This is a genomic window from Gilliamella sp. X-46 (genome assembly GCF_057063525.1).
Map to the genome: position 1 here is coordinate 77192 of NZ_JBXSQH010000006.1, position 26192 is coordinate 103383.

Consider the following 26192-nt stretch of genomic DNA (forward strand, 5'->3'; position numbering starts at 1 on the left):
TTCCCTTAATAAAGTGAGTGTTTATTATTTTCGATATGATTTTTATCCAACCGCCCAAACATTTTAATATATGACCAAATAGTATATAAAAGAACGATAGGCAAAAAGATAAGAACAACAACAAACATAATATTAAGTGTTAATTGACTTGATGATGCATCCCATATTGTCAAACTCGCATTTGGCATAATGCTTGAAGGCATAATAAATGGGAAAGTTGCAATACCGTAGGTAAATAAAACACACACAATTGTTAATACTGATGAAACAAACACTAATGCATTTTTATTTAAACTAGAAAAAAGAATAGTCAATAGCGGTAACAAAACACCTAAAGCAGGTACTATCCATAAAATAGGACAATTCATATAGTTGGTTAACCATGACGTATTAGTAGATACTGTCTTGCTTAGCGGATGAGATGACGCATTATAATCAATCACGCTAGTCACTTCATAACCATGAATACCAAATGCCACCCAAACACCTGCTAACACAAATGCAATTAACACAACTAAACTGGCAATTTGTGTAACCTTCCTAGCTCTTAAATAAAGTTCACCTGATGTTTTCAACTGTAACCATGCTCCACCATGAGCTACAAATAACATTAAGCTAACAACACCAGTCAACAGTGCAAAAGGATTAAGCAAACCAAAGAAGTTACCATCATAAAACACACGATAAGAGTTATCGAATCTAAAAGGAACACCTTCTAATAAGTTACCAAAAGCGACCCCAAAAACCAATGCAGGCACAAAGCTACCAGCAAAAATGCCAGCATCCCATAAATTACGCCATTTTGAATTTTCTAATTTGCTACGATAATCAAAACCAATTGGTCTAAAAAACAGCGCACAAAGCACTAAAATCATAGCAATATAAAAGCCTGAAAATGACGCAGCATATGCCATAGGCCACGCAGCAAAGACTCCTGCACCAGCCGTGATCAACCAAACTTGGTTACCATCCCAATGAGGAGCAATTGCATTAATCATAATTCGACGTTCTGTATCTGTTTTACCGATAAAAGGTAATAAAATACCCACGCCCATATCAAAACCATCGGTGACAACGAAACCGATTAAAACAACACTAATTAGTACCCACCAGATGACGCGTACAATTTCATAATCAATCATTGTGTATACTCCCTATGCCCTATTCTGTTACCGGTTGTGTTTTTTCATAATGATAGTTACCCGTACCTAAAGAACTAGGTCCTAAACGAGCAAACTTAAACATTAAGAATAATTCAGCAACTAAGAACAATGTATAAAGGCCACAAATAAGTACCATAGTGAATAACACTTCACCTGCAGTTAATGATGAATTTGCCACTCCAGTCGGTAAAATATCCTGAATTGCCCAAGGTTGACGCCCATACTCGGCAACAAACCAACCAGATTCACATGCAAGCCAAGGGAATGGTAAAAACAAAACTAACAAACGATGTAACCAACGTTTCTCACCAATTTTATTTTTATAAGTAGTCCATAAAGCAAAGCCAGTGCCCAAAATCATTAACACACCAAGACCTACCATCACTCTGAAAGCCCAAAATAGTGGCCATACTGTAGGAATTGAGTCTTCAGTAGCAGCTTTAATATGCTCTTCTGTCGCTTGAGGAATCGTTAAATTATCACGATCGGTAAAACGTTTAACCAGATAACCATAACCTAAATCAGATTTATTATCCTCAAATGCTTTAAGGACGTCAGGATCTTGATTACCTTGTTGAATTTTTTCTAAATTTGTATAAGCCAAAATACCTTTACGAATTCTCGTTTCATTATTCGCTAATATATCTCTTAATCCAGTTACTTGCGTGTCCAATGAACGAGTGGTCATTATGCCCATTGCATAAGGAATTTCTATTGCAAATAAATTTTCTTTATTTTTTTGTGATGGAAAAGCAATAACATTGAATGATGCTGGTGCTGGTTGAGTTTCCCATTCGGCTTCAATGGCAGCAAGTTTAGTTGGTTGAACTGTAGTCATCTCATGACCCGCTTCATCCCCCATAATTGCTACAACAATTGACATGATAAATCCAAAGGTAGCAGCCACAGCAAAAGAACGTTTAGCAAAGGCAACATCACGTTTTTTTAGTAAATAGAAAGAACTAATACTTAAAATAAAAATAGCCCCAGTCAAATAACCCGCAGCAACGGTATGAACAAATTTATATTGGGCAACCGTATTAGTAATCAGCTCAAAAAAATTGGCCATTTCCATGCGTGAATTAATAGGGTTAAATTCAGAACCTACAGGGAATTGCATCCAACCATTAGCAACTAAGATCCAAAGTGCCGAAAGGTTAGAACCAAATGCAACACACCAAGTCACCATTAAATGCTTACCACGGCTTAATCTATCCCAACCAAAAAAGAATAAACCTACCATGGTTGATTCTAAGAAGAATGCCATTAAACCTTCGATGGCTAACGGCGCACCAAAAATATCACCCACATAATGTGAATAATAAGACCAGTTAGTACCAAATTGAAACTCCATGGTTAAACCAGTTGCAACACCTACTGCAAAGTTAATACCGAACAGTTTGCCCCAAAACTTTGTCATATCTTTCCAGACTTGCTTACCACTAACAACGTATACCGTTTCCATAATTGCTAGCATAAACGCTAAACCCAACGTTAATGGAACAAAAATAAAATGATACATTGCAGTAAGTGCAAACTGGAGGCGTGAAAGTTCTACTATATCTAACATAAGCGCTCCCTAATCCTCAAATTCTCAAATTCTCACAAATTTTATGTTATTGGCAGCTATTATACACTGATAATGAAAGAATAAAATTGATATATATCAAAAAAACTATATCTTAATTTGTTTTTTTACAGCATCCCCTATATCGGTAAGACTCTTTACAACCGTAATGCCCGCAGATTGCAATGCTTTAGATTTTTCTACTGCTGTACCTTTATTACCTGAAATAATTGCACCTGCATGTCCCATACGTTTTCCTGATGGTGCAGAAACACCAGCAATATATGCAATCACAGGTTTAGTTACGTGTTTTTTAATATATTCAGCAGCTTCTTCTTCGGCGCTACCACCAATCTCGCCAATCATCACAATAACTTCAGTTTTAGGATCTTGTTCAAGTAACGCTAAAATAGAAATAAAATCACTACCAGGAATAGGATCACCACCAATACCAACACATACAGATTGCCCTAAACCAATATCCGTTGTTTGTTTAACCGCTTCATAAGTCAATGTTCCAGAACGAGAAACAATCCCCACCTTTCCGGCTAAATGAATATGCCCTGGCATAATACCTATTTTACATTCATCAGGAACAATTATACCTGGGCAATTTGGTCCAATCATGACGACATTATTTTGTTGTAATTTTTCCTTAACAACGAGCATATCTAAAGTTGGAATACCCTCAGTAATACAGACAATTAATTTAATACCTGCATCAATCGCTTCCAAAATAGAATCTTTACCAAATGCTGCTGGCACATAAATAACACTTGCAGTTGCACCAGTTGCTTCAACCGCTTCTTTAACAGTATTAAAAACAGGTAAACCTAAATGGATTGTTCCCCCTTTACCAGGCGTCACACCGCCAACTAACTTAGTACCATAAGCTAGCGCTTGTTGTGAGTGTAAAGTACCTTGACCGCCTGTAAATCCTTGGCAAATGACTTTGGTTTCTTTATTGATTAAAATTGACATAATAACCTTTCTCCACACGCCTCTTTATTAGACAACAGCAACAATTTTTTGAGCCGCATCGATTAAACTTTCTGCAGTAATAACATTTAATTTGCTTTTAGCCAAAATTTCTTGCGCAAGCTTAGCATTATTACCTTCAAGACGAACAACAACAGGAACATTAAGACCTATTTCTTTAATTGCACTAATAACCCCATCAGCAATTAAATCACAACGAACAATACCGCCAAAAATATTGACCAAAATTGCTTTCACATTTTTATCAGATAATATCAACTTAAATGCTTCAGCAACGCGCTCTTTCGTCGTTCCTCCTCCAACATCTAAGAAATTGGCAGGTTCACCTCCATGTAATTTAATAATATCCATAGTTGCCATGGCAAGACCTGCACCATTGACCATACAGCCAATATTGCCATTTAATGATACATAGCTAATACCTTGTTTTGCAGCAATTGACTCACGCTCATCCTCTTGAGTTGTATCTCTTAAAATAGTTAAATTAGGGTGCCTAAAAAGCGCATTATCATCTAAAACAACTTTTGCATCTAAACAAATGAGTTCCTCTGAATCGGTAATGACTAACGGATTAACTTCGGCTAATGCAACATCGTTTTCTAAAAAAAGTTTTGCAAAATTAACAAATAGCTTTGTAAACTGATTCACTAATTTGCCTGTTAACCCCAGCTTGAATGCAAGTTCACGACCTTGGAAAGCACAAGGTCCTGTTAAAGGGTCGAGTGAAGTTTTGTAGATTAAGTGTGGTGATTTTTCGGCAACACTTTCTATATCAACACCGCCTTCAGTTGAAGCCATGATCACAACACGTTTAGAACTACGATCAACCACCGCCCCTAAATAAAGTTCTTTATGAATATTAGACGCTTTTTCAATTAAAATTTTATTAACTATCTGACCTTTATCGGTTGTTTGATAAGTAACAAGATACTGCCCCAACCATTTTTCAGCAAATTGCTTTATTTCACTAAAGCTTTGAGTACAAATAACGCCACCGGCCTTACCTCGCCCTCCTGCATGAACCTGACATTTAGCAACCCAAAGGCCTGAATCTGCCTGTGAAGATAATTCAGATAACGTATCTTGTACTTCATTAATTGAATTACAAACATACCCCTCAGGTACGGGCAAATTATATTGTTTAAAAAGATATTTAGATTGATATTCATGCAAGTTCATAATGAAATTCCACGGCCTAAATTAATATAAAAACAGGTAATAATTCTAATGCAAGATAAATAAATTGTATAGCAAATAATAACTTATGTTTGGGGTTAGTTAGGATTATTGCTGATAGTAAGTGACAATGATATACTTCTAGAATATTTTAATATCGAAAATAATAAAGGTACAAATATGAAACAAGTTGGTATTTTTTTTGGTAGTGACACTGGTAACACAGAAAATGTAGCTAAGCAAATCCAACTCATTTTAGGTAGTGACAACGCCGAGATTTTTGACATTGCAAAAGCCACTAAAGAAAACATCGAACAATATAATTATCTATTTTTTGGAATTCCAACTTGGTACTACGGCGAATCACAAGCAGACTGGGACGACTTTTTTCCAAATTTAGAAAAAATTGATTTTAACGGTAAAACTGTGGCTATTTTCGGATGTGGTGATCAAGAAGACTATGCCGAATATTTTTGTGATGCCATGGGAACAATTCGCGATATCATTGAGCCTAAAGGTGCAAAAATTGTTGGGCATTGGTCAACCGAAGGTTATAGTTTCGAAGCATCAAAAAGTTTAGTTGATGAAACACATTTCATTGGTTTAGCAATTGATGAAGATCGTCAACCTGAATTAACTGAAGAACGTATCAATAATTGGGTAAATCAAGTCAAAACCGAAATGAAAATTTAATCTATTAAAACGATTTCTTTTATTTACCGTATATAGTTCCTATAATGGACAAATATTAATAAATTAATGGGAAGTAATATGACAAATCATGATAATGATAATAATGCAGCGCTAAAAAGCGCTGGTTTAAAGGTTACGTTACCACGATTGAAAATTTTAGAATTATTACGAGATCCTTCATGCCAACATATCACAGTAGAAGACCTTTATAAAAAACTACTGGACATGGGAGAAGAAATCGGACTAGCAACCGTTTATCGTGTTTTGAATCAATTTGACGATGCAGGAATTGTTACTCGCCACAACTTTGAGGGTGGAAAAGCTGTTTTTGAACTAGCAACTCAACAACACCACGATCACCTAATTTGCTTAGACTGCGGTGAAGTATTCGAATTTCGTGATGATATCATTAACACCAGACAAAAAGAAATTGCTGAACAATATGGCATGACATTAACTTTTCATAGTTTATATCTTTATGGACATTGCCAATCAGGTAATTGTAAAAAACATCCTGAGCTTCATCACAAAAAATAAGCCTATTCCAATAGGCTTTTTACTTATTTAAAATATACCCATTCATCTTTTTTCTAGGTTAATAATTTAATGAAACAAATTTTAAACTTTATTCCGCTTGTATTCTTTTTTGTTTTTCTAACCATGTATGATGTCTTTGTCGGTGTTCAAGCATTAATGATCGCCGCAACAGTATGCTTTCTTCTCATTCTTATTCTATATAGAAAAGTAGATAAAGTAGAGTTGATTTCTTATCTAATGGTGATGATTTTTAGTGGATTTACACTTTATTTGCGTGACCCGAATATAATCAAATGGAAAGTCACTATTATTAATTTTTTATTTGCCACAGCCTTATTAGTTAGCCAATTTATTTTTAAAAAAAATCTACTTCAAAAAATGCTTGGCAAAGAAATACAGCTCGATACAGCTATTTGGAATAAACTAAATTTATTATGGATCTTCTTTTTTATATTGTGTGGTGCCATTAGTTTAGGTGCAACCTATTACACGACTGATAATTTCTTTTGGATATTTAAAGTATTTATTTTACCTGGTGCATCGTTATTATTATCGTTGATATCAGGTATCTATATCTATAAAAACATGAATAAAGATATAGATAACAAACAATAAGTTAGAACAAACGGAGTATTTTAGTATGACACAAGATACAACCCCCAAAGGTCAATTAGTACTTAGAACGCTTGCAATGCCGGCTGATACCAATCCTCATGGACATATTTTTGGTGGATGGATCATGTCTCAAATGGATCTTGCTGGCGGTATTTTATCAAAAGAGATCGCGAGAAATCGAGTTGTAACAGTAAATGCTAGTAGCATTACATTTTACAAACCAGCAATGGTCGGTGATGTTGTTTGTTGCTATGCGCATTGCATCAAAACAGGGAAAACATCTATCACTATTGGCATTGAAGTGTGGATTAAAAAAGTCATTGATACATCGGATACTACACAGCGCTTTTGTATAACAGATGCCATATTCACTTATGTTTCAGTTGATAAACACAATAACCCCAAACCATTACCTGAAGCATTTCAGAATTATGATTACACTCAAGACCCAATAACTAAATTAAACCTAACTAATAGCTAATTAAGTATGCAACTTACCTCATTTCATGCATTAATCAGCACTTTGATCTTTCTTACTTACTGGTTGATCATTGTTGCAACAACATTACGGATTGTCTTCAAACGAAGACCAACCACTTATGTTATTGCATGGATGTTAGTCATTTATATCTTACCACTTGTCGGAGTATTCCTTTATTTTGCCTTGGGCGAAGCACACTTAGGTCAACAACGAGTTAAGCGGGCACAAAAAATGCGCCCAACTATTTCAAAATTTATTAACCGTTTAAGTGAATTTCCTGATATTTTCACCAGTAACGTTAGCCTAGTTAGCAAACCGATTTTCCAACTTTGCAAACACCAAACAGGCCTTGATGGAATTAACGGCAATCACATTGAACTACTAAGCGAAACTAACGAAATTTTTGATCGCTTAATTGACGATATCAATAAAGCAACGTCTAATATTGAAATGGTATTTTATATCTGGAATGAAGGTGGTCGAGCTAACGAAGTCGAGCAAGCACTCATTCAAGCAACACAGCGAGGAGTAACTTGTCGATTAATGGTTGACTCTGCCGGTAGCCGACATTTTATCAAAACGAATGCCAGTAAAAGAATGCGTGATGCAGGTATAATTATTGTCGAAGCGTTACAAGTAAACTTACTTCGATTCATGTTTAGGCGATTGGACTTACGACAACACCGAAAAGTTGCTATTATCGACAACTACATCTCTTATACAGGCAGCATGAATATTGTTGATCCTCGTTTTTTCAAACAAAATAAACATGTCGGTGAATGGGTTGATATCATGGTCAGAATGAATGGACCAGTAACAACGCTTATGAGTGCCATATATGCTAGTGATTGGGAGCTAGAAACAGGCAAACATTTAGCACTACCGAAAATTACTGATTTTGCCGAACCGCCAGAAGATAAAAAACACATAATGCAACTAATAGCATCCGGACCAGGTTATATGGAAAACATGATCCACCAAGTGTTATTAACGGCAATTTATTCAGCACAAGAACAAATTATTTTTACGACACCTTATTTAGTACCAAGTGATGATATTCTACATGCTGTCTGCACCGCAGCTCAAAGAGGGGTAGAAGTCATCATCATCGTTCCCAAAAAGAATGACTCACTAATGGTAAAATGGGCAAGTCGAGCATTTTTTTCCGAATTATTAAACGGTGGGGTAAAACTTTATCAATTCAATGATAACTTATTACACACCAAAAGCGTCCTAATCGATAACCAGCTAAGTCTTGTTGGTACTGTTAATTTAGATATGCGCAGCTTATGGCTTAATTTTGAAATTACAACTGTGATTGATGACGTAGAATTTGCTAAATCACTGTCAGTACTCTTACAAAAATATTTATCTAATTCAGATAATATAAAAGCTGAAGAATGGAATCAACGTCCAATTTGGCAACGGATAGTTGAACGGCTGTTTTACTTTTTTGCACCTTTACTATAACTATTGAACAAGTTTTAACTTCACGCTAACTATGATTACAAACTAATATATTACGGCTTACTAATAACCATTTTGAGAAACATCGGGTAAAAACTGATTATCTGCTAAACGATGAACCTCGCTCTCGATAGAACCATCAGTATTAAGCGTAATTTCTCGCCAACCAGGCACATCTTCAGTTGATACTTGAAAATCATAACATTCAGGCTTAAATTGAAAACATGTTGAAGGGGTTGAAAATGCATGACAATGATGCCAAACATAATCTTGTTTTTGATGAATGTGTCCCCAACCTATCCCTTTTACATTACAATGTTTTTGAATAATTTGCTCTAATTGATCACTATTTTTTAAAATATGGTGATCTAACCAATGACATCCAGAATTAATTGGATGGTGGTGTAAAAAAACTAATGCATTTCGATCAGAATGCTCGGTTAAAGCATTACGTAAAAATTCAAGTTCAGATTCAGGTAAAAAACCATATGCTTGACCAATAACTTGGCTATTTAATAAAACAATCAGCCAGTTATCTCCTAATTGCACTATTTTATTATCGGCCAGTTGATAATCTGCAAATACATCTTGCATCCCCTCATAATTATCATGGTTGCCAGCCAACCACACACAAGGCGTATTAAACTTGTTGATTTGCTCAGCAAAACGAGCATAAGCCTTTTTAGAACTATCTTGCACAAAGTCACCCGTTGCCACAATCAAATCAAACGTCTTATTACTACTTCCAATTTCATTTATAACAGCTTGAAAACTTGCATTGGAATTAATACCAAGCAATGAACCATCGTCCTCAGAAAAAAGATGAGTATCAGTTATATGCAATATTTTACCGTAATTTTTGTTACGAATTGGAAGTTTTAACAATGACCTCAAAATTCACCCCAATTATTTATCAATCTATAATCATGGTTAATAATGTCAGCAATAAAATAGACATTGTGACAGGAAATACAATTTTTATTTTAAATCTTAGCGTTATACAAAAGTGTAAATTAGATCACACTTTTATGAAAGAAATAATTAAATATGAACACTAAAAAGTTATTCCCACTCTTTTTTTAATAACTGGTGATTAAGTTCTAACCATTGCAGTGCAATAATTGATGCAGCATTGTTAATTACTCCGTCTTTGACCCATTGATAAGCTTGATTACGACTGACAACATGAACTTTAATATCTTCGTTTTCTTCAGCAAGCCCATGAATACCTTTGGCGGTTGATGAATCGACTTCGCCCACCAAAATATGCAATTGTTCAGTTAAACCACCAGGTGATGCTAAATAACTGATGATAGGTTTACATCGACCAATAACAACTCCAGCCTCTTCTATTGCCTCACGTTTTGCCACTTCTTCAAATGATTCATTTTCATGATCCATCATGCCTGCAATGAGTTCTAACATCCACGGACTCTCTTGGGTTTCAATAGCAGCAATCCGGATTTGTTCAATCAGCACAACTTCATCACGTTTTATATCATATGCTAAAAGCACAACCGCGTGTCCTCGTTCCAAAATTTCACGACTAACAACCTCGCTCATTGAACCATCAAATTTGCGATATTGAAAACGATACTCAAATAAAGAAAAAAAACCTTTATACAAAATTCGTTTAGTTAGATTAAACACATCATTTTTGTCAAAATGTACCGGATTATTTTTCATTTTCATATAAGATCTCGATGTTAAACTTAATTTGAATAAAAAGTGCGAATGGCATACAAACTATGCTTACTATATACTAATAATCTGTTAAAATTACACTATTAAAAATACTACTATATTTTAATGATTTTTAAAGAGAAGATTAATGAAAAAAACTTTAACCTTTTTAATTGGCTTAGCATTAAGCCAATCTGTATTTGCTGAAAATTTGATTCAAGTCTATGAACAAGCAAAAGAAACCAATCCAGATCTACGCAGTTCATTAGCTGAAAAAAATAAAGCATACGCAGCAATTTCAGGTTCTCGAGCAAGTTTGCTACCGCAAGTTGGTTTAAGTGCTTCTTATGGTGTAACTCATGGCCGACGTGATACAAGTGGAGTAAAATCTAAAAGCGGAAACTTATATCAAGTAGCCGTATCGCAAAGCATTTTTAATTTTTCAAATTGGAAGGCCTTAGATATTACTAAAAAACAAGCAAGTATTGCCGATATTGCTTATCAATACCAAGGTCAAACATTAATCTTAAATACTTCTGTCGCTTATTTTAATGTGCTAAAAGCGCTAGATGCATTGAGTTTTATTGATGCCCAGAAAAAGGCTATTGGACGTCAGCTAGAACAAACTCGTCAACAACACCAAGTTGGTTTAGTCGCCATTACTGATGTACAAAATGCCCAAGCTAACTATGACCTAACTGTTGCACAACAAGTTAACGCATTAAATGAACTAAACAACGCAATCGAGGATTTACGCCAAGTAAGTGGTCGTTTTTATTCTAATTTAGCCAGTGTTAACACCAATACATTTAAAACAGAGTCCCCAGAACAAATCAGCACATTATTAAGACAATCTGAATCATCTAATCTAAATTTATTAACAATGAAATTAAACCAAGACATTGCACGTGAACAAATCAAACTCTCACAAGCAGGTCATTTACCTACAGCCAATTTAGATGCATCAACTAATTTAAATAAAACTGATAGATACGGTAATAACATAGCGGCTGGTGCTCATAGTGGTAAATCTTATTCAGGGAATAACTATGTTGGTGTCAGTGTAAACCTACCAATCTTTTCTGGCGGTGCAACGGTATCGAAAGTTGAACAAGCACAACAAAATTACGTAAGCTTCAGTGAAAAACTAGAAAGTACTAATCGTGGCGTGATTAACCAAGTACGTTCATCGTACAACAATATTTCATCATCGATTAGCGCAATCAAAGCTTATCAACAAGCAGTTGTTTCGGCACAAAGCTCATTAGAAGCAACTAACTCTGGTTATCAAGTTGGAACAAGAACAATCGTTGACGTATTAAATGCAACAACTCAGCTTTACAGTTCTAAAAGAAATTTATCTGATGCAAAATATAATTATCTAACTAGCTTACTACAACTAAAATATGCAGTAGGAACCTTAACTGCCAACGATTTAGTTTATTTAAACAATATGTTAGGTAAAGAAGTGAGCACTTTAGTGACGATAAAATAACTATTGGTTCTTTTATGACAACTTTAAAAAAAGGCGAGCAAATCGCCTTTTTTATTATGTCTTAAAAAAACATACCTACCACTTAAGACATTTCAGCCTTTACCGAAGGGCTAGCACAGGAATTAAAGCAAGCTAACGCCCAATTAACCGCAAAGCTATTAGCTCCGGCTGCGACAAAAACAGAATTTGGTGAAAAAGCCAATAATGTCAGTAAATACAATTATGATGCAAGTTTTACCAAGTACCATACAGCAAAGCAAATGGCCGATTTTCTACTGGCTTTATACGATAGCAACAAAGTTATTTGGTGAGATTAATACAAAAGATTTCTCTTTTTCACTAAAAGACAGCATATTTCCTTATTCAGGAAATCCGTCAGAAAATCAAAAATAATGCAATAACGAATTTACATGCAATGTTAAATCAAACAGCAAAATATGATTTTTAACAAAATTGAACTTTGGCAGTCGTTATTTTGATTGCCAAATTTCAGGATAAAAGAGAAACATAGCATATTGATTTAAAGTGAAGTTTTATTTACTTCGATCAAAAAATGGCGTTTAAATGAAATTGGACGCCAGATATGAAATAGGTTTCTAAGTGTAAACGGAAAGGTTTTTATAGGCTTTTTAAAAAGTTTAAGCAACCAACCATCAGTACCCTCAAACGACATAAATTCAAAACTTACCGTATGATCAGATAAAATTTTAACATCCCAAAGGCCACTAGCGCAAAGCCAAGCATATGGTCCACCGCCAATTCTGGCACGATCAACGATATTGTAGTTTTTTGAATCAAGTAGATAGATGAATAAAACTTCTTCCCAAGCACCGCCATCTTGCGTCACAAAAATTAAAATATAACAGTCATCATAGCTAAAAGCCATTTCTAAATAACGACCTTCTAGTTTTTCACCATAGCAAATACCATCAACTTCAACAAGCGAACTAATTTTACCTCTTTTACCTTTAGGTAGCGGTTTCAATGTAATATTAGATATCGGTTTTATCATGTTTATCCTAAAAAATGCTTACTAAAATATTAATAAAAACCTATCAATAATAAACTTAATAAAGCCATCAATTGATAAGCAAAATAATAAAATACCTATATTGAAAATAGATTATAAAACTAATTAATGGCTAGAACACAAATCCTCCAGTTGTGTTAGCTGGAATTTCTATTAATTACCCGATAAATCAAAAATTATTGCTTAATAATGAACTTAACTTAGTTTTAACGCAAAGGAAAAGTATAACAAATAGTTGTTGTATCGTCTTCAACCTGAGCAGGTATAAAAATAAAATGTCTTGATTTAAATACTGGTTTCTATTTTTGGACACTCATTGCGCCCTATCAAAGGGCAATGGGATTTTTTAGAGTAGAAAGGCAAACTCAAAAATAGTTGCATGATAGTTGGTTAGCTAAACATTTATAATAAAAAAACAGCCCAAAAAAACTAACGCTACAATTATTTATCAAATCAGAAAATTTTTAATAAAACGCATAATTTCCTGAAACATCTTAACAAGCACATTAACTTGTTAAGATGCATTTTTTTTACATGATGAGAATACAAATTACGAAATGCGCATTCCCGGTTTAGCACCACTATCTGGCGATAACAAGTACACGCCGTCACCATCATCTTTACCACTGGCACAAAGCACCATACCTTCTGAAACACCAAATCGCATTTTACGAGGCGCTAAATTGGCAATCATAATGGTTAAACGCCCAATTAGTACTTCTGGATCAGGATAAAACTGCTTGATGCCTGAAAACACATTACGAGTTTCATCACCAATATCAAGCGTCAACTGGAGTAATTTCTCGGATCCTTCAACAAAACAGGCATGTTTAATTAAAGCAACACGCATATCAACTTTGGCAAAATCGTCAAAATTAATCGTATCGGCAATAGGTTCAGCAACATTTGTTTTAGCTGGTGTTGCTAGGGCAGCTTGCTCTTTTGTTTCTTCAATCATGGCAGTAATTTTATCCATATCAATACGGTTAAATAGGGCTTTAAACTGATTTATCTTATGGCCAGTTAACGCATTAGCAATAGTATTCCATTCTAATTTGCTATTTAAAAATGCTTCTGTTCGCTCAGCTAATGAAGGCACTATTGGTTTTAAATAGGTCATTAAAATACGGAATAGATGAATACCCATTGAGCAAATATCTTGCAATGTTTGATCTTGCCCTTCTTGTTTAGCAACCACCCATGGCGCTTTTTCATCAATATAACGATTAGCTTCGTCAGCAAGTGTCATAATTTCACGAATCGCCTTACCTGATTCACGTTGTTCAAAATAATCAGCAATGATTTGAGATTTTTCAACAAAATACGCATAAAGTGCTGGTTCAGCTACATTATCCGATAATTTGCCGTCAAAGCGTTTATAAATAAATCCAGCCGAACGTGAAGCAATATTAACAACTTTATTAACTAAATCGCTATTTACACGTTGAACAAAGTCTTCTAAATTTAAATCGATATCATCAATATGTGGTGACAGCTTAGCGGCATAATAATAGCGTAAGCAATCAGGATCTAAGTGTTTTAGATAGGTACTTGCTTGAATAAAAGTACCTCGCGACTTAGACATTTTTGCGCCGTCAACAGTTACATAACCATGCACAAAAATATTCGATGGTTTGCGATGTTCGCTACCCTCTAGCATTGCCGGCCAAAATAAACTATGAAAGTAAACAATATCTTTACCAATAAAGTGATAAAGCTCAGTGGTTGAATCTTTATTCCAAAACTCATCAAAAATTGGTTTATTTTGTGTATTGCAGTAGTTTAAAAAAGAGCCCATATAACCAATTGGTGCATCTAACCAAACATAAAAATATTTACCTGGCGCATCGGGGATTTCAAAACCAAAATAAGGAGCATCACGGCTAATATCCCACGGCTGTAAGCCTGATTCAAACCACTCTTGCATTTTATTAGCGACTTGGTCTTGTAGTGTCCCTGAGCGAATCCAATCTTGTAACATAGTTGAAAAAGCCGGCAGATCGAAAAAGAAATGTTCTGACTCTTTTAAAATTGGCGTCGCCCCCGAAACCACAGACTTAGGATTAATTAAATCAATCGGATTGTAAGTTGCACTACACACTTCACAGTTATCGCCATATTGATCTGGGGCTTTACAACGTGGACAAGTACCTTTTACAAAGCGATCTGGTAAAAACATCTGTTTTTCAGGATCAAATAGCTGTGAAATGACTTTGGTTTTAATATAACCATTGGCTTTTAAACGCTTATAAATTTGCTCTGATATTTCACGATTTTCTAAGCTATGAGTTGAATGGTAATTATCATAACTAATATTAAATCCAGCAAAATCACGCTGATGCTCAGTTTTTACTTCACTAATCATTTGTTCAGGAGTAATGCCAAGTTGTTGTGCTTTGAGCATAATTGGCGTGCCATGCGCATCGTCGGCACAAATAAAATAGATCTCATTACCACGCATACGTTGATAACGCACCCATACATCAGCTTGAATATGTTCAAGCATATGACCTAAGTGAATTGCACCATTGGCATAAGGCAGTGCGCAAGTCACCAATATTTTGCGTTGAGTTGTCATGTTGATTTATTACCTTTTATTACATAATGGCAGAAATAGTACATCAATCGTGGGATTATCGCTAGATTTATGCCATAATTTGATAAAATTTCTATACTCTATTCACTTTGCAAATGGCAAATAATCCTTTTTAAAGAAGGTAAATTATTATAATTTTCCCACCCTCTTTAAGAGGGAGTATTAAAAATGAACCAAGTATAAATATCAATGCATAAAGAGATAACAGCAATGAACATTGAAGTAAAAAAGATTCTTGAGAGTTTTACTCATTTAACCTTACAAAAAAATTTACTTGAACTTAACGCAGTAACAAAATGCGAAATAGTTAATCAGCATTTATACATTAATTTAACCATGCCCTTTGCTTGGCAAAACACTTTTGATGAGTTAAAAAAAATAGCTACCCCAAAATTACTTAAGCTTAATGGCATTGATGACGTTGGCTGGCACATTGACTATAAAATAGCCACATTAAAACGTGCCAATGACCAACATGCCATTAACAATATAAAAAATATTATCGCCATAAGTTCAGGCAAAGGTGGCGTGGGCAAATCATCAACAGCTGTTAATCTTGCACTAGCCTTACAAAAACAAGGCGCCAAAGTAGGCATTTTAGATGCGGATATTTATGGGCCTTCAATTCCCACCATGTTAGGCACAGAAAAACAGCAACCGTTAACACCTGACAATAAACACATGACTCCAATTATGGCACACGGATTAGCCAGTAACTCTATTGGTTATTTAGTCGATCCAGATAGCGCCATGGTATGGCGAGGACCAATGGCAAGCAAGGCATTACTACAAATATTACAAGATACATTATGGCCTGAACTTGATTATTTGGTTATTGATATGCCTCCAGGAACTGGGGACATCCAATTAACCCTAGCACAAAGTATTCCAGTAACGGCCGCAATTATTGTCAGTACACCACAAGACATCGCATTGATTGATGCCAAAAAAGGCATGACCATGTTTAATAAAGTCAACATCCCAACGCTAGGCATTATTGAAAACATGAGTTACCACATTTGCGAAAATTGTGGTCATCACGAAGCTATTTTTGGCGAAGGTGGAGCACAGCGTCTAGCTGAGCAATATCAAACAAAATTGCTCGGACAAATACCACTTCATAAAATATTACGCCAAGATCTCGATACAGGGCAACCTACTGTTATTAGCCACCCTGATAGCGAATTTACCCAACTTTATTGCCAAATTGCTGGGCGCATTGCCAGTGAGCTATATTGGCAAGGCGAAGCAATTTTACCGGATATTTCCTTTAAGGCGCTATAACAAAAAATCAGCTTGGCTGTCGAAAACAACAGCCAATACTATTGATATTTTATGATTAATTTGGCATAACATCGCCACGATCAGCCGCGCAATATGTGGAATATTTGCAAGGCTAATTTAGATCATTACCGTGACAAATATGCTCAATATTTATCACGGTTTTAGAATGAATTTAAACAAAAATCTTATCGCGGAACATAAAAAATACCGCACCTAAAAGACACAAACCCGCCCAAATATAGTCTGTCTTAAATGGCTCTTTTAAAATATAAATTGAAAAAGGGATAAAAACAGACAAACTAATTACTTCCTGAATAATCTTTAATTGACCTGCGCTGGCAACCTGAAAACCAATGCGATTAGCAGGCACTTGCAATAAATACTCAAATAACGCAATCCCCCAGCTAACAAACACCGCCACTAGCCAAACTTGGTTATGTAAAAACCGCAAATGCCCATACCACGCAAAAGTCATAAAAACATTACTAAAAGTCAGTAAACAAACAGTAATAAGTAATTGATTCATAGTGTTGATATAAGAGTAAAGAAAGGGACTGGCATTATATACCATTGTCTAATAAACATACAAAATAGAAATAATTTAATTACATTAAAAAAACAACATTATTAACAATAGTTGAAATTGGCTAATTCATCACTAAAAACATGATAGCGCTATTGCTCAGTAGCCTGTTTAGGTCTATATTGAATCAACGCCAATAGGTGCAAAATCTTTAATGCATTGAACGTCGTTATCCTATCAACACTGAAATTTATTACAACACAATTATTATCCCCAAAGGAAACAGTTATGCAAAAAAGAGTCAATGAAGTTACTATGCGTGGAGCCCCTATTACTTTGTTAGGTCCCAAAATCAACGTTGGTGACATAGCACCCGATTTTATCGTGCAAGATTTAGCAATGAAACCCATTAAATTATCCGATTTTAAAGGTAAAATCAGGATTATTAATTCGGTACCATCCATTGATACTTCCGTATGTAGTGCCCAAGTTCACCGTTTCAATGTAGAAGCAGCAAAACTAAAAGATACCGTGATATTTTCAATTAGTGTTGATTTACCTTTTGCATTAAATCGCTATTGTGCGGCTGAAGGCATTGATGCGGTCAAAGTTACTTCTGACCATAAAGATCTGGATTTTGGTTTAAAATATGGCACAGTTATTGAAGAGCTACGCTTACTTTCCCGAGCCGTATTTGTCATTGATAAAAATGACAAAATTGCTTATGTTGAATATGTTAAAGAAACATCTTCAGAACCTGATTATGACAAAGCCCTAGCGGCGGCTAAAGCGTTAGCATAAATCAAAGCAATAATACATCGCCATTATCTACCAACAGTGGTGGCGATGATTTACTTTAAGATTTATTTATAGCAGCTATTTAATAGACAAAATTATTCAGTTATAATCCAATAAAAACATACCTCCTCCATAATCTTAATCATGAATAATAGCATTACCCGATCTCGCATTTGGTCATCAATTCTTTGCCTTGCATTTGCGGCATTTATTTTTAATACAACGGAATTTGTACCCGTTGGGCTATTACCTAATATTGCTGAAAGCTTTTCAATGGATGTGGCTCATGCTGGATTATTACTCACCATTTATGCGTGGGCTGTCTCGCTATTATCATTGCCACTCACAGTATTAACGTCAAAAATGGAACGAAGGAAACTACTTATCCTTTTATTTTGCCTATTTATTGGTAGCCATATTTTAGCCGGATTTGCGTGGAATTTTTACAGTCTGATGTTAGCAAGAATTGGTATTGCTTGTGCACATGCGGTATTTTGGGCAATTACAACACCACTTGCAGTTCGGTTAGCGCCCAATGGTAAAAAAGCTAAAGCAATGGGCTTTATTGTTATTGGCGTATCGATGGCAACCATCCTAGGGATCCCGATTGGTACCATCATAGGGCAACTCGTTGGCTGGCGCGTGACTTTTTTATGTATTGCTGGTATCGCTTTTTGCGTGATGATATTACTACTCCGCTTATTGCCTACTGTACCAAGCATGGATATTATCTCTATCAAAGATATTCCAATGGTATTAAAACGCCCAATACTGCTAAACATCTATCTATTAATAGCCATTATAATTGCCGGCCACTTCACTGCTTATACCTATATTACGCCATTTATGAAAGATGTTGGCGGATTTAATCAAAATGTTATCGTCGCTTTATTGTTAGTAGTCGGTTTTTCTGGCATGATTGGCAGCGTTATTTTTGCAAAATACGCCGAAAAAAATCCAACCGCCATATTAGTCATTCCCATGTTATCATTGATCGCTTGTTTATTATCACTTTATGCCTGTTCATTCATGCTTTATACCGCAATCATTCAATGTTTGATTTGGGGGCTTTCGATTACTATTATTGGCATGGTCATGCAAAGCAAAGTCATTGATGCAGCGCCCGATGCAACCGATATTGCCACATCTGTTTATTCAGGTATTTACAATATTGGAATCGGTGGAGGTGCTTTTATAGGCAGTAAAGTATTAATTTTACTATCAAATGAGGATATTGGTTTTGTTGGCGCAATTTTTGTCATCATTGCGTTGTTATTTTTCTGTCTTTGCTCTAGAAAATTGTGGAATAATAAAACCATTTTATAAAAATCTTAAAGTACAAAAACAGCATTATTTATTATATAACGCTAATAAATAATGCTGAAAATAACACCCTTACATTATGATTTACTTAAAGACTCTAACTGTTCCCAGCGTTCAAAAGCAGATTCTAATTCAGCTTCTTTATCGGTCAAAGATTGTAAGATTGGACCCGTAACCTCGTGGGGTTGATTAAAAAAGTCACTTTGCCCAATCTGTGTTTGTAAATCAACAATGGCTAATTCTAATTGTTCTATTTTGCTTGGTAATTGTGTTAACTCTCGTTGCTCATTATAACTCAGCTTAACCTTCTTTTTAGTGGCTTGATCATTGCTTTTGTTATTTGCCGTACTTAACGCTTTTTTAGGCAGTTTAACATCATTAACTGCCGCTACCTTAACCGGTTGCGCCTGTTGCTGTTGTTGCAGAGCATCAGCATAACCACCTGCATAAACACCAATATGCCCTTTTTCTTCAAAAAACCAACATTGGGTAACGACGTTATCAACAAACTGCCGATCATGGCTAACTAGCAAAACTGTCCCCTGATAATCATTAACCAACTCTTCTAACAACTCCAGCGTTTCAATATCAAGATCATTGGTCGGTTCATCGAGTATTAATAAATTGCTAGGTTTTAAAAATAGTTTAGCCAGCAATAAACGATTACGTTCCCCACCCGATAATGCCCGAACAGGAGTTCTGGCGCGTTTTGGTGGGAATAGAAAATCTTGCAGATAACCAAGTACATGACGTGATCGTCCATTAACCATCACCTCTTGTTTACCTTCAGCTAAATTGTCCATCACGGTTTTTTCAGGATCAAGCTCTAATCGATATTGATCAAAATAAGCCACTTCAAGCTTTGTACCACAATGTACGCTACCTGATGTTGGCGCTAAATTACCTAACATTAGTTTTAATAACGTCGTTTTACCAATACCATTAGGGCCAATTAGGGCAATTTTATCGCCACGTAATACTTGCACAGTAAAATCATTAACTAGCAATTTATCTTCAATCTGATAGGTCACATTTTCAAGCTCAAAAACGATTTTTCCTGAACGTAGCGCCTCTTCAATTTGCATTTTAGCACTGCCCATCACTTGGCGACGCTCGCTATACTCTTGGCGCATTGCTTTCAATGCACGCACTCGCCCTTCATTACGTGTGCGGCGCGCTTTAATACCTTGGCGAATCCAGACCTCTTCTTGAGCCAATTTTTTATCAAATTCAGCATTTTGCAACTCTTCAACGCGCAAAGCTTCTTCTTTACCAAGTAAATAGTTATCGTAATTACCACTCCAAGAGGCAATTTTACCCCGATCTAAATCAATAATACGCGTTGCCATTTGACGTATAAACGAACGATCATGAGAAATAAACACAATACTGCCATTAAAGCTTTTCAAAAACTCTTCCAACCATTTTATGGTTTGAATATCTAAATGGTTTGTTGGTTCATCAAGCAATAAAACCGACGGTTGACAAACCAATGCCTTGGCTAATGCGGCTTTACGAAGCCAACCACCAGATAGCGAAGATAACAAGGCATCACCATCAAGTGACAACGACGAAATAACATTACGGATACGACTATCTAATTGCCAGCCATTTTGATGATCTAACTGCTCTTGCATTTTCGCTAATTTAGCCAAGTTACTTTCACATGGATCGTGCTCAACACGATGAGCTAAATCATAGTAATCTCGTAATAACTGTGCTTGTTCGTGTAATCCTTCTGCTACAAAATCAAACACATTACCTTGCACATCACGAGGAGGATCTTGCTGCAAGCGTGAAACAATCACATTATTTTCATAAATAATTTGCCCTTCATCTAATGGCACTTCTTTATTTAACACTTTAAGTAACGTTGATTTGCCAGCGCCATTACGTCCAACAAGACAAACACGCTCGTTTGGTTCAATAGACATATCAATATGATCAAGTAGCGGTGCATCACTAAATGAAAGATAAGCATTGGTAAGATTAATTAATGACATATTATTGGTTTTTATTTGGATATTAAATAATAAGTCGCTATTCTATCATAAAGTTGCCCAAGGCAACTAAACCAAATACCAAAGAGACGTTAATAGGCCTAACAAATATTAGAAATCACTGTTCTGTTCTATCAAAAAAAACAAATACTGTTTATATTAATGAACAAAATATTATTTTTGATGTGGAGATAACTATGAGTCACATGTGGACATTTCAGCGCGTAGGTGGATTAGATCAAGTGGTATTTAAAAATGCCAATGACATTATTAATCTACCTGATTTAGACCCTAAATTATGGGTAGCTTTAAGTTGTCCAACCACAGGGTTAGATTTTGATGAGCGAACCTTAGCGCTACTCGACTCAGACAAAGACGGCCGAATTCGCATACCTGACATTCTCGATGCCATCAGCTGGACACAAGACAAAATCACCTCATTTGACAGCATTTTAAACTCAAGCGAAACACTGTCACTATCGCAAATAAACACCTCGACCCCACAAGGGAAAAAGCTATCTATCACCGCTCACAGCATCTTAGCTAGCTTAAATAAAAACAACGTAAATTACTTAACGCAAGATGACGTTCAACAATCAATCAAAATCAACGCTAGCAAACTTTACAACGGTGACTTAATCTTCCCTGTATCAAGCGAATTATCGCCCGACATGCAAACATTCATCCAAACCGCCATCAACACCACTGGCGCACAAAAAGACATGAGCGGACAAGATGGCATTGACCTAAATATAGCCACCACCTTTGTCGACAACCTAAAAACATGGCTACAATGGCAAACTCAAATAAGCAAGACCCCAACCCCATTTGGTGAAAATAGTGCCGAGACATGGAAATTAATCCAACAACTCAAACCCAAAATTGACGATTATTTTTTACGCGTTGAACTAGCACAATATGCTCCACAAGCGCAAACAGCCCTCAATGTTGACGAAAAGTACATCGTTCCGACCCAAAATGGGCTACTTTCTGATGACGCCTTAGCACAATTACCACTATCAAAAATCGACACAACCAACGCACTTGACTTAGTCAATGGGCTTAATCCATTATGGAAAGCCAAAGTTAACCGACTCAAAACGCTCATCGCCCCAGCATTAGCCAATCCTGACTTACTAACCGAGCAAGAATGGCAAAACATCCAACACAGCTTAAAAACTTACACCACATTAATAAGCACTAAACCCGAAATAACAAAAATAAAAGTTGAAATCGCGCCATCTGCCAGCATAGAAGATATCCCAAGCAACACTATCGCCCACTTAGCCAACAGTGAACTGCTGGACGAATTTACACAAATGGTTGAACAAGACAATAAAACCCCGATATCCTCATCCGACGTCCTTGTATTAGAAAAGCTAGTCCTATTCCACAAACACCTTTACCGCTTATTGGTCAACTTTGTGTCTTTTGCTGACTTCTTTTCGTTAAAAACCCGAGCGGCCTTTCAGCTTGGCAAGCTCTACATTGATGGACGCTGTGCAACCCTTTGCGTTGCAGTTGATAATATTGCCAAACACGCCACCATGGCAAACTACTCTGAACTCTGCTTACTCTATTGTGAATGCACCAGACGCGGGCAAAAACAACTCATTGCTGCCGCTATGACAGCGGGGAAAGGTGATTTACTGATTGAAGGTCGTAATGGCGTATTTATTGACAACGACGGCAACGACTGGGATGCCAATGTCGTCAAAATCATTACCAAACCTATCAGCATACAACAAGCAATCTGGGCGCCTTATCAACGAATGGGACGTGTCATTACTGAACAGATAAACAAATGGGCAAGCAGCAAAGATGCCGATGTTGCAAAATCAAGTGAACAAGCATTGCAAAACCCAGCCAATAAATTTGATATTGGCAAAAGCGTAGGTATTTTTGCCGCAATTGGCCTAGCCATTGGCGCAATCGGCACGGCATTAGCTACACTATTCCAAGCTATTTTTGCGTTAGCTTGGTGGCAATTGCCTTTGGTTTTTATTGGATTATTCCTAATTATTTCTGGTCCTTCTGTTATTTTGGCATGGTTAAAATTGCGTCGAAGAACTCTTGGCCCACTGCTAGAAGCATCAGGTTGGGCAATTAACGGACAAGTCAAAATCAACTTAATGCTAGGTAGCTTACTCACCAGCAAAGCAGAACTTCCAGCCAATGCAAAACGCAACTTACGAGATCCAATGAAACAACGCCACCACAAATTGGCTATCATTTTTTGGTTAGCTATTTTACTTGGTATTGGAGCGACAGGAGGCTGGTTATGGCATGAAGGTTACCTTGACCACTATATCAAGCAGCACAAACAACAACAAACCCAAAATAAAACTGACACAAATGCCAATATTGGCAAATAAAAGCAACAAACCATTTCGCCGACAATCGTCGGCGAAATGAAACGATCATTAATGCTGATAAACCGGCAAACGGCGGCAAGTTGCAAGCACCTTTTCTTTCACAGCTTGAATAGTTTGCTCGTCATCGATATTATCTAAAACATCACAAATCCAATTAGCTAAATCTCGCGATTCGGCTTCTTTAAAGCCTCGGCGAGTAATAGCCGGCGTACCAATACGCACGCCTGATGTCACAAACGGGCTTTGTGGATCTTTCGGTACGCTATTTTTATTAACCGTAATATTGGCACTACCCAAAGCCGCATCGGCTTCTTTACCTGTGATATTTTTATCAACTAAATCAATTAAAAACAAATGATTGTGTGTTTCACCAGAAACCACTTTATAACCACGCTGCATAATCACTTCAACCATCATTTTGGCATTTTTCACCACTTGCTGTTGATATTCTTTATAAGCGGGTTCCATTGCCTCTTTTAATGCCACCGCTTTAGCGGCAATCACATGCATTAAAGGCCCACCTTGCGCCCCAGGAAAGACAGCCGAATTTAACTTTTTATATAATTCTTCACTGCCACCTTTAGCTAAAATCAAGCCCCCACGTGGGCCACCAAGGGTTTTATGGGTGGTTGTAGTCACAACGTGAGCATAAGGAACAGGGTTTGGATAAACACCTGCGGCCACCAAACCAGCCACATGCGCCATATCCACAAATAAATAAGCACCCACACTATCGGCGATCTCGCGCATACGCTTCCAATCCACCACACCAGAATAAGCCGAAAAACCACCAATAATCATTTTCGGTTTAGACTCTTGGGCTGTTTTAGCTAACTTGTCATAATCAATACGTCCTGAATCATCAACGCCATAATCCACAATATGATAAAGCTTGCCAGAAAAGCTAACCGGCGAACCATGCGTCAAATGCCCACCTTCAGACAAATTCATACCCAAAACAGTATCGCCTGTATTTAAAAGCGCCATATAAACCGCAAAATTCGCCTGCGAACCTGAATGAGGTTGTACATTGGCATAATCAGCACCAAATAAAGTTTTAGCGCGATCAATTGCCAACTGCTCGACCACATCAACATACTCACAACCACCATAATAACGCTTACCGGGATAACCCTCGGCATATTTATTGGTTAATTGTGAACCTTGTGCTTGCATTACGCGTGGGCTGGTATAGTTTTCTGATGCGATCAATTCAAGGTGATCTTCTTGACGCTGTTCTTCACCTTTTATCGCATCCCACAGTTCTTTATCGTACTCGGCAATAGCCATCTTGTTACTAAACATGTTGGATCCTTATCATCAATTATGTAGTTTATCTGGTTTTGCTTTATCGTTAGCAAAAATGGGTATTACGCTCATATGGTTACTTAACAACCAAATGATTTCAATCTTTTTTTGAGGTTATAAAAAATATTTATATTGAAGGATGGGTTGTTGTGTTTTTATTAGGCGTTTTTTGTTAAAAAACAGCCAGAAAAAAACTTAAATAAAATCAATACCTTTTCTGACCGATTTTTGTAAGTAAATAAGGTGTTTTTTTGTGAAATAAAAACGTTTAAATTAATGCGCTTTTTTAATTTTGTTTTTGTTTTAGCTTAAATCCTCATCATTCACCTGCGCCATAAACCAATGTTGCCAACCAGTGGTCTGCTTTTGGATGTTGTCGATGGATTGGTTGAATAAAGCAAAAGCACCGTGTGATATCATTTTCATTTTCCAACCTACACACAATAATCCTTTGATAACATCTAACGAGGCGCGAATATGTTGTAACTGTTTAATGGCGGATTGGCATTCTTTGATGTTATCTCGGTCAACTATATTAGATAATACTGCAGAGCGAATTGCCCCAGTTAGCTCGGTCAATATTGCTTCGCCAGTGGTAAATTTAAAAGACTTTGGTAAGTGGCAATGCGTTTGCCAATAACATTGGTATAATGTCACTAAATCATTAAATATTTTAGGTTGAACAAAAGTTGATTGAGTAAAGTTAGGTAATTTATTGTGCATAATTGTCCTACAAAACAGAAAACCGTTTACATCTATTAACTCCAATTCACTCATAGCAGAGCACACTGTAATAAGGCCTCGGTGCAAACAGCGTAATTACTGTTGGAAGCGCTGTTGCTGTTAACGTTGCCGTTGTTCGAGTTGACATTGAAGCCATTGCTACCTGTTGCGTCGCTTGTCCAGTAGTTGTTGTTGACGAAGCCCGCATCAGCGTAGTTGTTCATGTTGCTCGTTTTTGCACCTTAATCTTAATACTACCAGCTTACTGCGTTGCCGCATTCGCCCTTAAATAACGTAAAAAGCCATTTGTACTTTTCCTGACTTTTCCCGTGAAAGGTGCTGACCTTATTTGTAGC

24 protein-coding genes are annotated in these 26192 nt (G+C 36.3%); 11 read left to right on the forward strand and 13 right to left on the reverse strand.

Translation table 11 applies throughout. The features are described from left to right. Positions 1–5 precede the first annotated feature (5 nt). The 4 genes from cydB to sucC form a co-directional block, all read right to left on the reverse strand. On the reverse strand, positions 6–1142 hold the full coding sequence (gene cydB / locus ACYIAJ_RS06375; RefSeq protein WP_483564496.1) for a cytochrome d ubiquinol oxidase subunit II: 1137 nt from the start codon (positions 1140–1142) through the stop codon (positions 6–8). Between the two features lie 19 nt (positions 1143–1161). Next, positions 1162–2733 carry a cytochrome ubiquinol oxidase subunit I gene (locus ACYIAJ_RS06380; protein WP_483564497.1) on the reverse strand — a complete coding sequence of 524 codons (1572 nt, stop codon included), beginning with the start codon at positions 2731–2733 and terminating at the stop codon, positions 1162–1164. A 105-nt stretch (positions 2734–2838) separates the two neighbouring features. Then, positions 2839–3711 carry a succinate--CoA ligase subunit alpha gene (sucD, locus tag ACYIAJ_RS06385; RefSeq protein ID WP_483564498.1) on the reverse strand — a complete coding sequence of 291 codons (873 nt, stop codon included), beginning with the start codon at positions 3709–3711 and terminating at the stop codon, positions 2839–2841. A gap of 27 nt (positions 3712–3738) precedes the next feature. Continuing rightward, the gene (gene sucC / locus ACYIAJ_RS06390) at positions 3739–4908 is read right to left on the reverse strand and encodes an ADP-forming succinate--CoA ligase subunit beta (protein ID WP_483564499.1); all 1170 of its coding nucleotides are present in this window, start codon (positions 4906–4908) and stop codon (positions 3739–3741) included. Between the two features lie 177 nt (positions 4909–5085). Here sucC and fldA point away from each other — a divergent pair, with 177 nt between their 5' ends. The 5 genes from fldA to cls all read left to right on the forward strand — a co-directional run bounded on the left by fldA (position 5086) and on the right by cls (position 8701). After that, positions 5086–5598 (forward strand): flavodoxin FldA, encoded by a 513-nt coding sequence (gene fldA / locus ACYIAJ_RS06395; RefSeq protein ID WP_483564500.1) that lies wholly within the window; start codon positions 5086–5088, stop codon positions 5596–5598. Positions 5599–5676: 78 nt separating this feature from the next. Continuing rightward, a complete protein-coding gene (gene fur, locus ACYIAJ_RS06400) occupies positions 5677–6135 on the forward strand; it encodes a ferric iron uptake transcriptional regulator (protein ID WP_483564501.1) in 459 nt (152 codons plus the stop codon). A gap of 69 nt (positions 6136–6204) precedes the next feature. Further along, on the forward strand, positions 6205–6750 hold the full coding sequence (locus tag ACYIAJ_RS06405) for an inner membrane-spanning protein YciB (RefSeq protein ID WP_483564502.1): 546 nt from the start codon (positions 6205–6207) through the stop codon (positions 6748–6750). A 25-nt stretch (positions 6751–6775) separates the two neighbouring features. Beyond that, positions 6776–7231, forward strand: coding sequence for an acyl-CoA thioester hydrolase YciA (yciA, locus tag ACYIAJ_RS06410; protein WP_483564503.1), 456 nt, complete (start codon positions 6776–6778; stop codon positions 7229–7231). A 6-nt stretch (positions 7232–7237) separates the two neighbouring features. Then, on the forward strand, positions 7238–8701 hold the full coding sequence (cls, locus tag ACYIAJ_RS06415; protein WP_483564504.1) for a cardiolipin synthase: 1464 nt from the start codon (positions 7238–7240) through the stop codon (positions 8699–8701). Positions 8702–8761: 60 nt separating this feature from the next. On the opposite strand, the gene cpdA is transcribed toward cls, so the two are convergent. Further along, positions 8762–9592 carry a 3',5'-cyclic-AMP phosphodiesterase gene (cpdA, locus tag ACYIAJ_RS06420; protein ID WP_483564505.1) on the reverse strand — a complete coding sequence of 277 codons (831 nt, stop codon included), beginning with the start codon at positions 9590–9592 and terminating at the stop codon, positions 8762–8764. Between the two features lie 168 nt (positions 9593–9760). Then, positions 9761–10390: an ADP-ribose diphosphatase gene (gene nudF / locus ACYIAJ_RS06425; RefSeq protein WP_483564506.1), complete on the reverse strand. Its 630-nt coding sequence runs from the start codon at positions 10388–10390 to the stop codon at positions 9761–9763. 139 nt (positions 10391–10529) lie between these two features. Here nudF and tolC point away from each other — a divergent pair, with 139 nt between their 5' ends. Further along, positions 10530–11876 (forward strand): outer membrane channel protein TolC, encoded by a 1347-nt coding sequence (gene tolC / locus ACYIAJ_RS06430; RefSeq protein ID WP_483564507.1) that lies wholly within the window; start codon positions 10530–10532, stop codon positions 11874–11876. 204 nt (positions 11877–12080) lie between these two features. Next, positions 12081–12269, forward strand: a complete 189-nt coding sequence (locus ACYIAJ_RS06435; RefSeq protein WP_483564508.1) for a hypothetical protein — start codon at positions 12081–12083, stop codon at positions 12267–12269. A 127-nt stretch (positions 12270–12396) separates the two neighbouring features. Here the strand turns inward: ACYIAJ_RS06435 and ACYIAJ_RS06440 are convergent, their stop codons facing one another. Then, positions 12397–12888, reverse strand: a complete 492-nt coding sequence (locus ACYIAJ_RS06440; protein ID WP_483564509.1) for a hypothetical protein — start codon at positions 12886–12888, stop codon at positions 12397–12399. Between the two features lie 568 nt (positions 12889–13456). Beyond that, entirely contained in the window at positions 13457–15484 is a 2028-nt protein-coding gene (metG, locus tag ACYIAJ_RS06445) for a methionine--tRNA ligase (RefSeq protein ID WP_483564510.1), read from the reverse strand. 207 nt (positions 15485–15691) lie between these two features. Here metG and apbC point away from each other — a divergent pair, with 207 nt between their 5' ends. Beyond that, complete coding sequence (apbC, locus tag ACYIAJ_RS06450) at positions 15692–16786, forward strand: iron-sulfur cluster carrier protein ApbC (RefSeq protein WP_483564511.1); 1095 nt, start codon at positions 15692–15694, stop codon at positions 16784–16786. A 172-nt stretch (positions 16787–16958) separates the two neighbouring features. Here apbC and ACYIAJ_RS06455 read toward each other — a convergent pair whose 3' ends face one another. Then, positions 16959–17312 carry a DMT family protein gene (locus ACYIAJ_RS06455; protein ID WP_483564512.1) on the reverse strand — a complete coding sequence of 118 codons (354 nt, stop codon included), beginning with the start codon at positions 17310–17312 and terminating at the stop codon, positions 16959–16961. 285 nt (positions 17313–17597) lie between these two features. Between ACYIAJ_RS06455 and tpx the strand changes: the two genes are divergently transcribed. Further along, positions 17598–18110 (forward strand): thiol peroxidase, encoded by a 513-nt coding sequence (tpx, locus tag ACYIAJ_RS06460; RefSeq protein ID WP_160401914.1) that lies wholly within the window; start codon positions 17598–17600, stop codon positions 18108–18110. A 141-nt stretch (positions 18111–18251) separates the two neighbouring features. Next, complete coding sequence (locus ACYIAJ_RS06465) at positions 18252–19433, forward strand: sugar transporter (protein WP_483564513.1); 1182 nt, start codon at positions 18252–18254, stop codon at positions 19431–19433. A 74-nt stretch (positions 19434–19507) separates the two neighbouring features. Here the strand turns inward: ACYIAJ_RS06465 and ACYIAJ_RS06470 are convergent, their stop codons facing one another. Then, entirely contained in the window at positions 19508–21433 is a 1926-nt protein-coding gene (locus tag ACYIAJ_RS06470; protein ID WP_483564514.1) for an ABC transporter ATP-binding protein, read from the reverse strand. Between the two features lie 194 nt (positions 21434–21627). Between ACYIAJ_RS06470 and ACYIAJ_RS06475 the strand changes: the two genes are divergently transcribed. After that, positions 21628–23805, forward strand: a complete 2178-nt coding sequence (locus ACYIAJ_RS06475) for a hypothetical protein (protein ID WP_483564515.1) — start codon at positions 21628–21630, stop codon at positions 23803–23805. A gap of 48 nt (positions 23806–23853) precedes the next feature. On the opposite strand, the gene glyA is transcribed toward ACYIAJ_RS06475, so the two are convergent. The 3 genes from glyA to ACYIAJ_RS06490 form a co-directional block, all read right to left on the reverse strand. Next, entirely contained in the window at positions 23854–25110 is a 1257-nt protein-coding gene (glyA, locus tag ACYIAJ_RS06480) for a serine hydroxymethyltransferase (protein WP_483564516.1), read from the reverse strand. A gap of 306 nt (positions 25111–25416) precedes the next feature. Continuing rightward, entirely contained in the window at positions 25417–25836 is a 420-nt protein-coding gene (locus ACYIAJ_RS06485) for a four helix bundle protein (RefSeq protein ID WP_483564517.1), read from the reverse strand. A 50-nt stretch (positions 25837–25886) separates the two neighbouring features. Continuing rightward, the gene (locus ACYIAJ_RS06490; protein WP_160401909.1) at positions 25887–26060 is read right to left on the reverse strand and encodes a hypothetical protein; all 174 of its coding nucleotides are present in this window, start codon (positions 26058–26060) and stop codon (positions 25887–25889) included. Between the last annotated feature and the right edge of the window lie 132 nt (positions 26061–26192).

Excerpts from the sequence above, each read along its gene's own strand:
- fldA (WP_483564500.1), top strand. The coding sequence starts at position 5,086 with ATGAAACAAGTTGGTATTTTTTTTGGTAGTGACACTGGTAACACAGAA.
- ACYIAJ_RS06455 (WP_483564512.1), bottom strand. The coding sequence starts at position 17,312 with ATGAATCAATTACTTATTACTGTTTGTTTACTGACTTTTAGTAATGTT.
- ACYIAJ_RS06485 (WP_483564517.1), bottom strand. The coding sequence starts at position 25,836 with ATGCACAATAAATTACCTAACTTTACTCAATCAACTTTTGTTCAACCT.
- glyA (WP_483564516.1), bottom strand. The coding sequence starts at position 25,110 with ATGTTTAGTAACAAGATGGCTATTGCCGAGTACGATAAAGAACTGTGG.
- ACYIAJ_RS06465 (WP_483564513.1), top strand. The coding sequence starts at position 18,252 with ATGAATAATAGCATTACCCGATCTCGCATTTGGTCATCAATTCTTTGC.
- tolC (WP_483564507.1), top strand. The coding sequence starts at position 10,530 with ATGAAAAAAACTTTAACCTTTTTAATTGGCTTAGCATTAAGCCAATCT.
- ACYIAJ_RS06490 (WP_160401909.1), bottom strand. The coding sequence starts at position 26,060 with ATGAACAACTACGCTGATGCGGGCTTCGTCAACAACAACTACTGGACA.
- ACYIAJ_RS06405 (WP_483564502.1), top strand. The coding sequence starts at position 6,205 with ATGAAACAAATTTTAAACTTTATTCCGCTTGTATTCTTTTTTGTTTTT.
- metG (WP_483564510.1), bottom strand. The coding sequence starts at position 15,484 with ATGACAACTCAACGCAAAATATTGGTGACTTGCGCACTGCCTTATGCC.
- cydB (WP_483564496.1), bottom strand. The coding sequence starts at position 1,142 with ATGATTGATTATGAAATTGTACGCGTCATCTGGTGGGTACTAATTAGT.
- ACYIAJ_RS06470 (WP_483564514.1), bottom strand. The coding sequence starts at position 21,433 with ATGTCATTAATTAATCTTACCAATGCTTATCTTTCATTTAGTGATGCA.
- fur (WP_483564501.1), top strand. The coding sequence starts at position 5,677 with ATGACAAATCATGATAATGATAATAATGCAGCGCTAAAAAGCGCTGGT.
- ACYIAJ_RS06435 (WP_483564508.1), top strand. The coding sequence starts at position 12,081 with ATGTCAGTAAATACAATTATGATGCAAGTTTTACCAAGTACCATACAG.
- ACYIAJ_RS06380 (WP_483564497.1), bottom strand. The coding sequence starts at position 2,733 with ATGTTAGATATAGTAGAACTTTCACGCCTCCAGTTTGCACTTACTGCA.
- tpx (WP_160401914.1), top strand. The coding sequence starts at position 17,598 with ATGCAAAAAAGAGTCAATGAAGTTACTATGCGTGGAGCCCCTATTACT.
- ACYIAJ_RS06440 (WP_483564509.1), bottom strand. The coding sequence starts at position 12,888 with ATGATAAAACCGATATCTAATATTACATTGAAACCGCTACCTAAAGGT.
- apbC (WP_483564511.1), top strand. The coding sequence starts at position 15,692 with ATGCATAAAGAGATAACAGCAATGAACATTGAAGTAAAAAAGATTCTT.
- nudF (WP_483564506.1), bottom strand. The coding sequence starts at position 10,390 with ATGAAAATGAAAAATAATCCGGTACATTTTGACAAAAATGATGTGTTT.
- sucC (WP_483564499.1), bottom strand. The coding sequence starts at position 4,908 with ATGAACTTGCATGAATATCAATCTAAATATCTTTTTAAACAATATAAT.
- ACYIAJ_RS06475 (WP_483564515.1), top strand. The coding sequence starts at position 21,628 with ATGAGTCACATGTGGACATTTCAGCGCGTAGGTGGATTAGATCAAGTG.
- cls (WP_483564504.1), top strand. The coding sequence starts at position 7,238 with ATGCAACTTACCTCATTTCATGCATTAATCAGCACTTTGATCTTTCTT.
- yciA (WP_483564503.1), top strand. The coding sequence starts at position 6,776 with ATGACACAAGATACAACCCCCAAAGGTCAATTAGTACTTAGAACGCTT.
- sucD (WP_483564498.1), bottom strand. The coding sequence starts at position 3,711 with ATGTCAATTTTAATCAATAAAGAAACCAAAGTCATTTGCCAAGGATTT.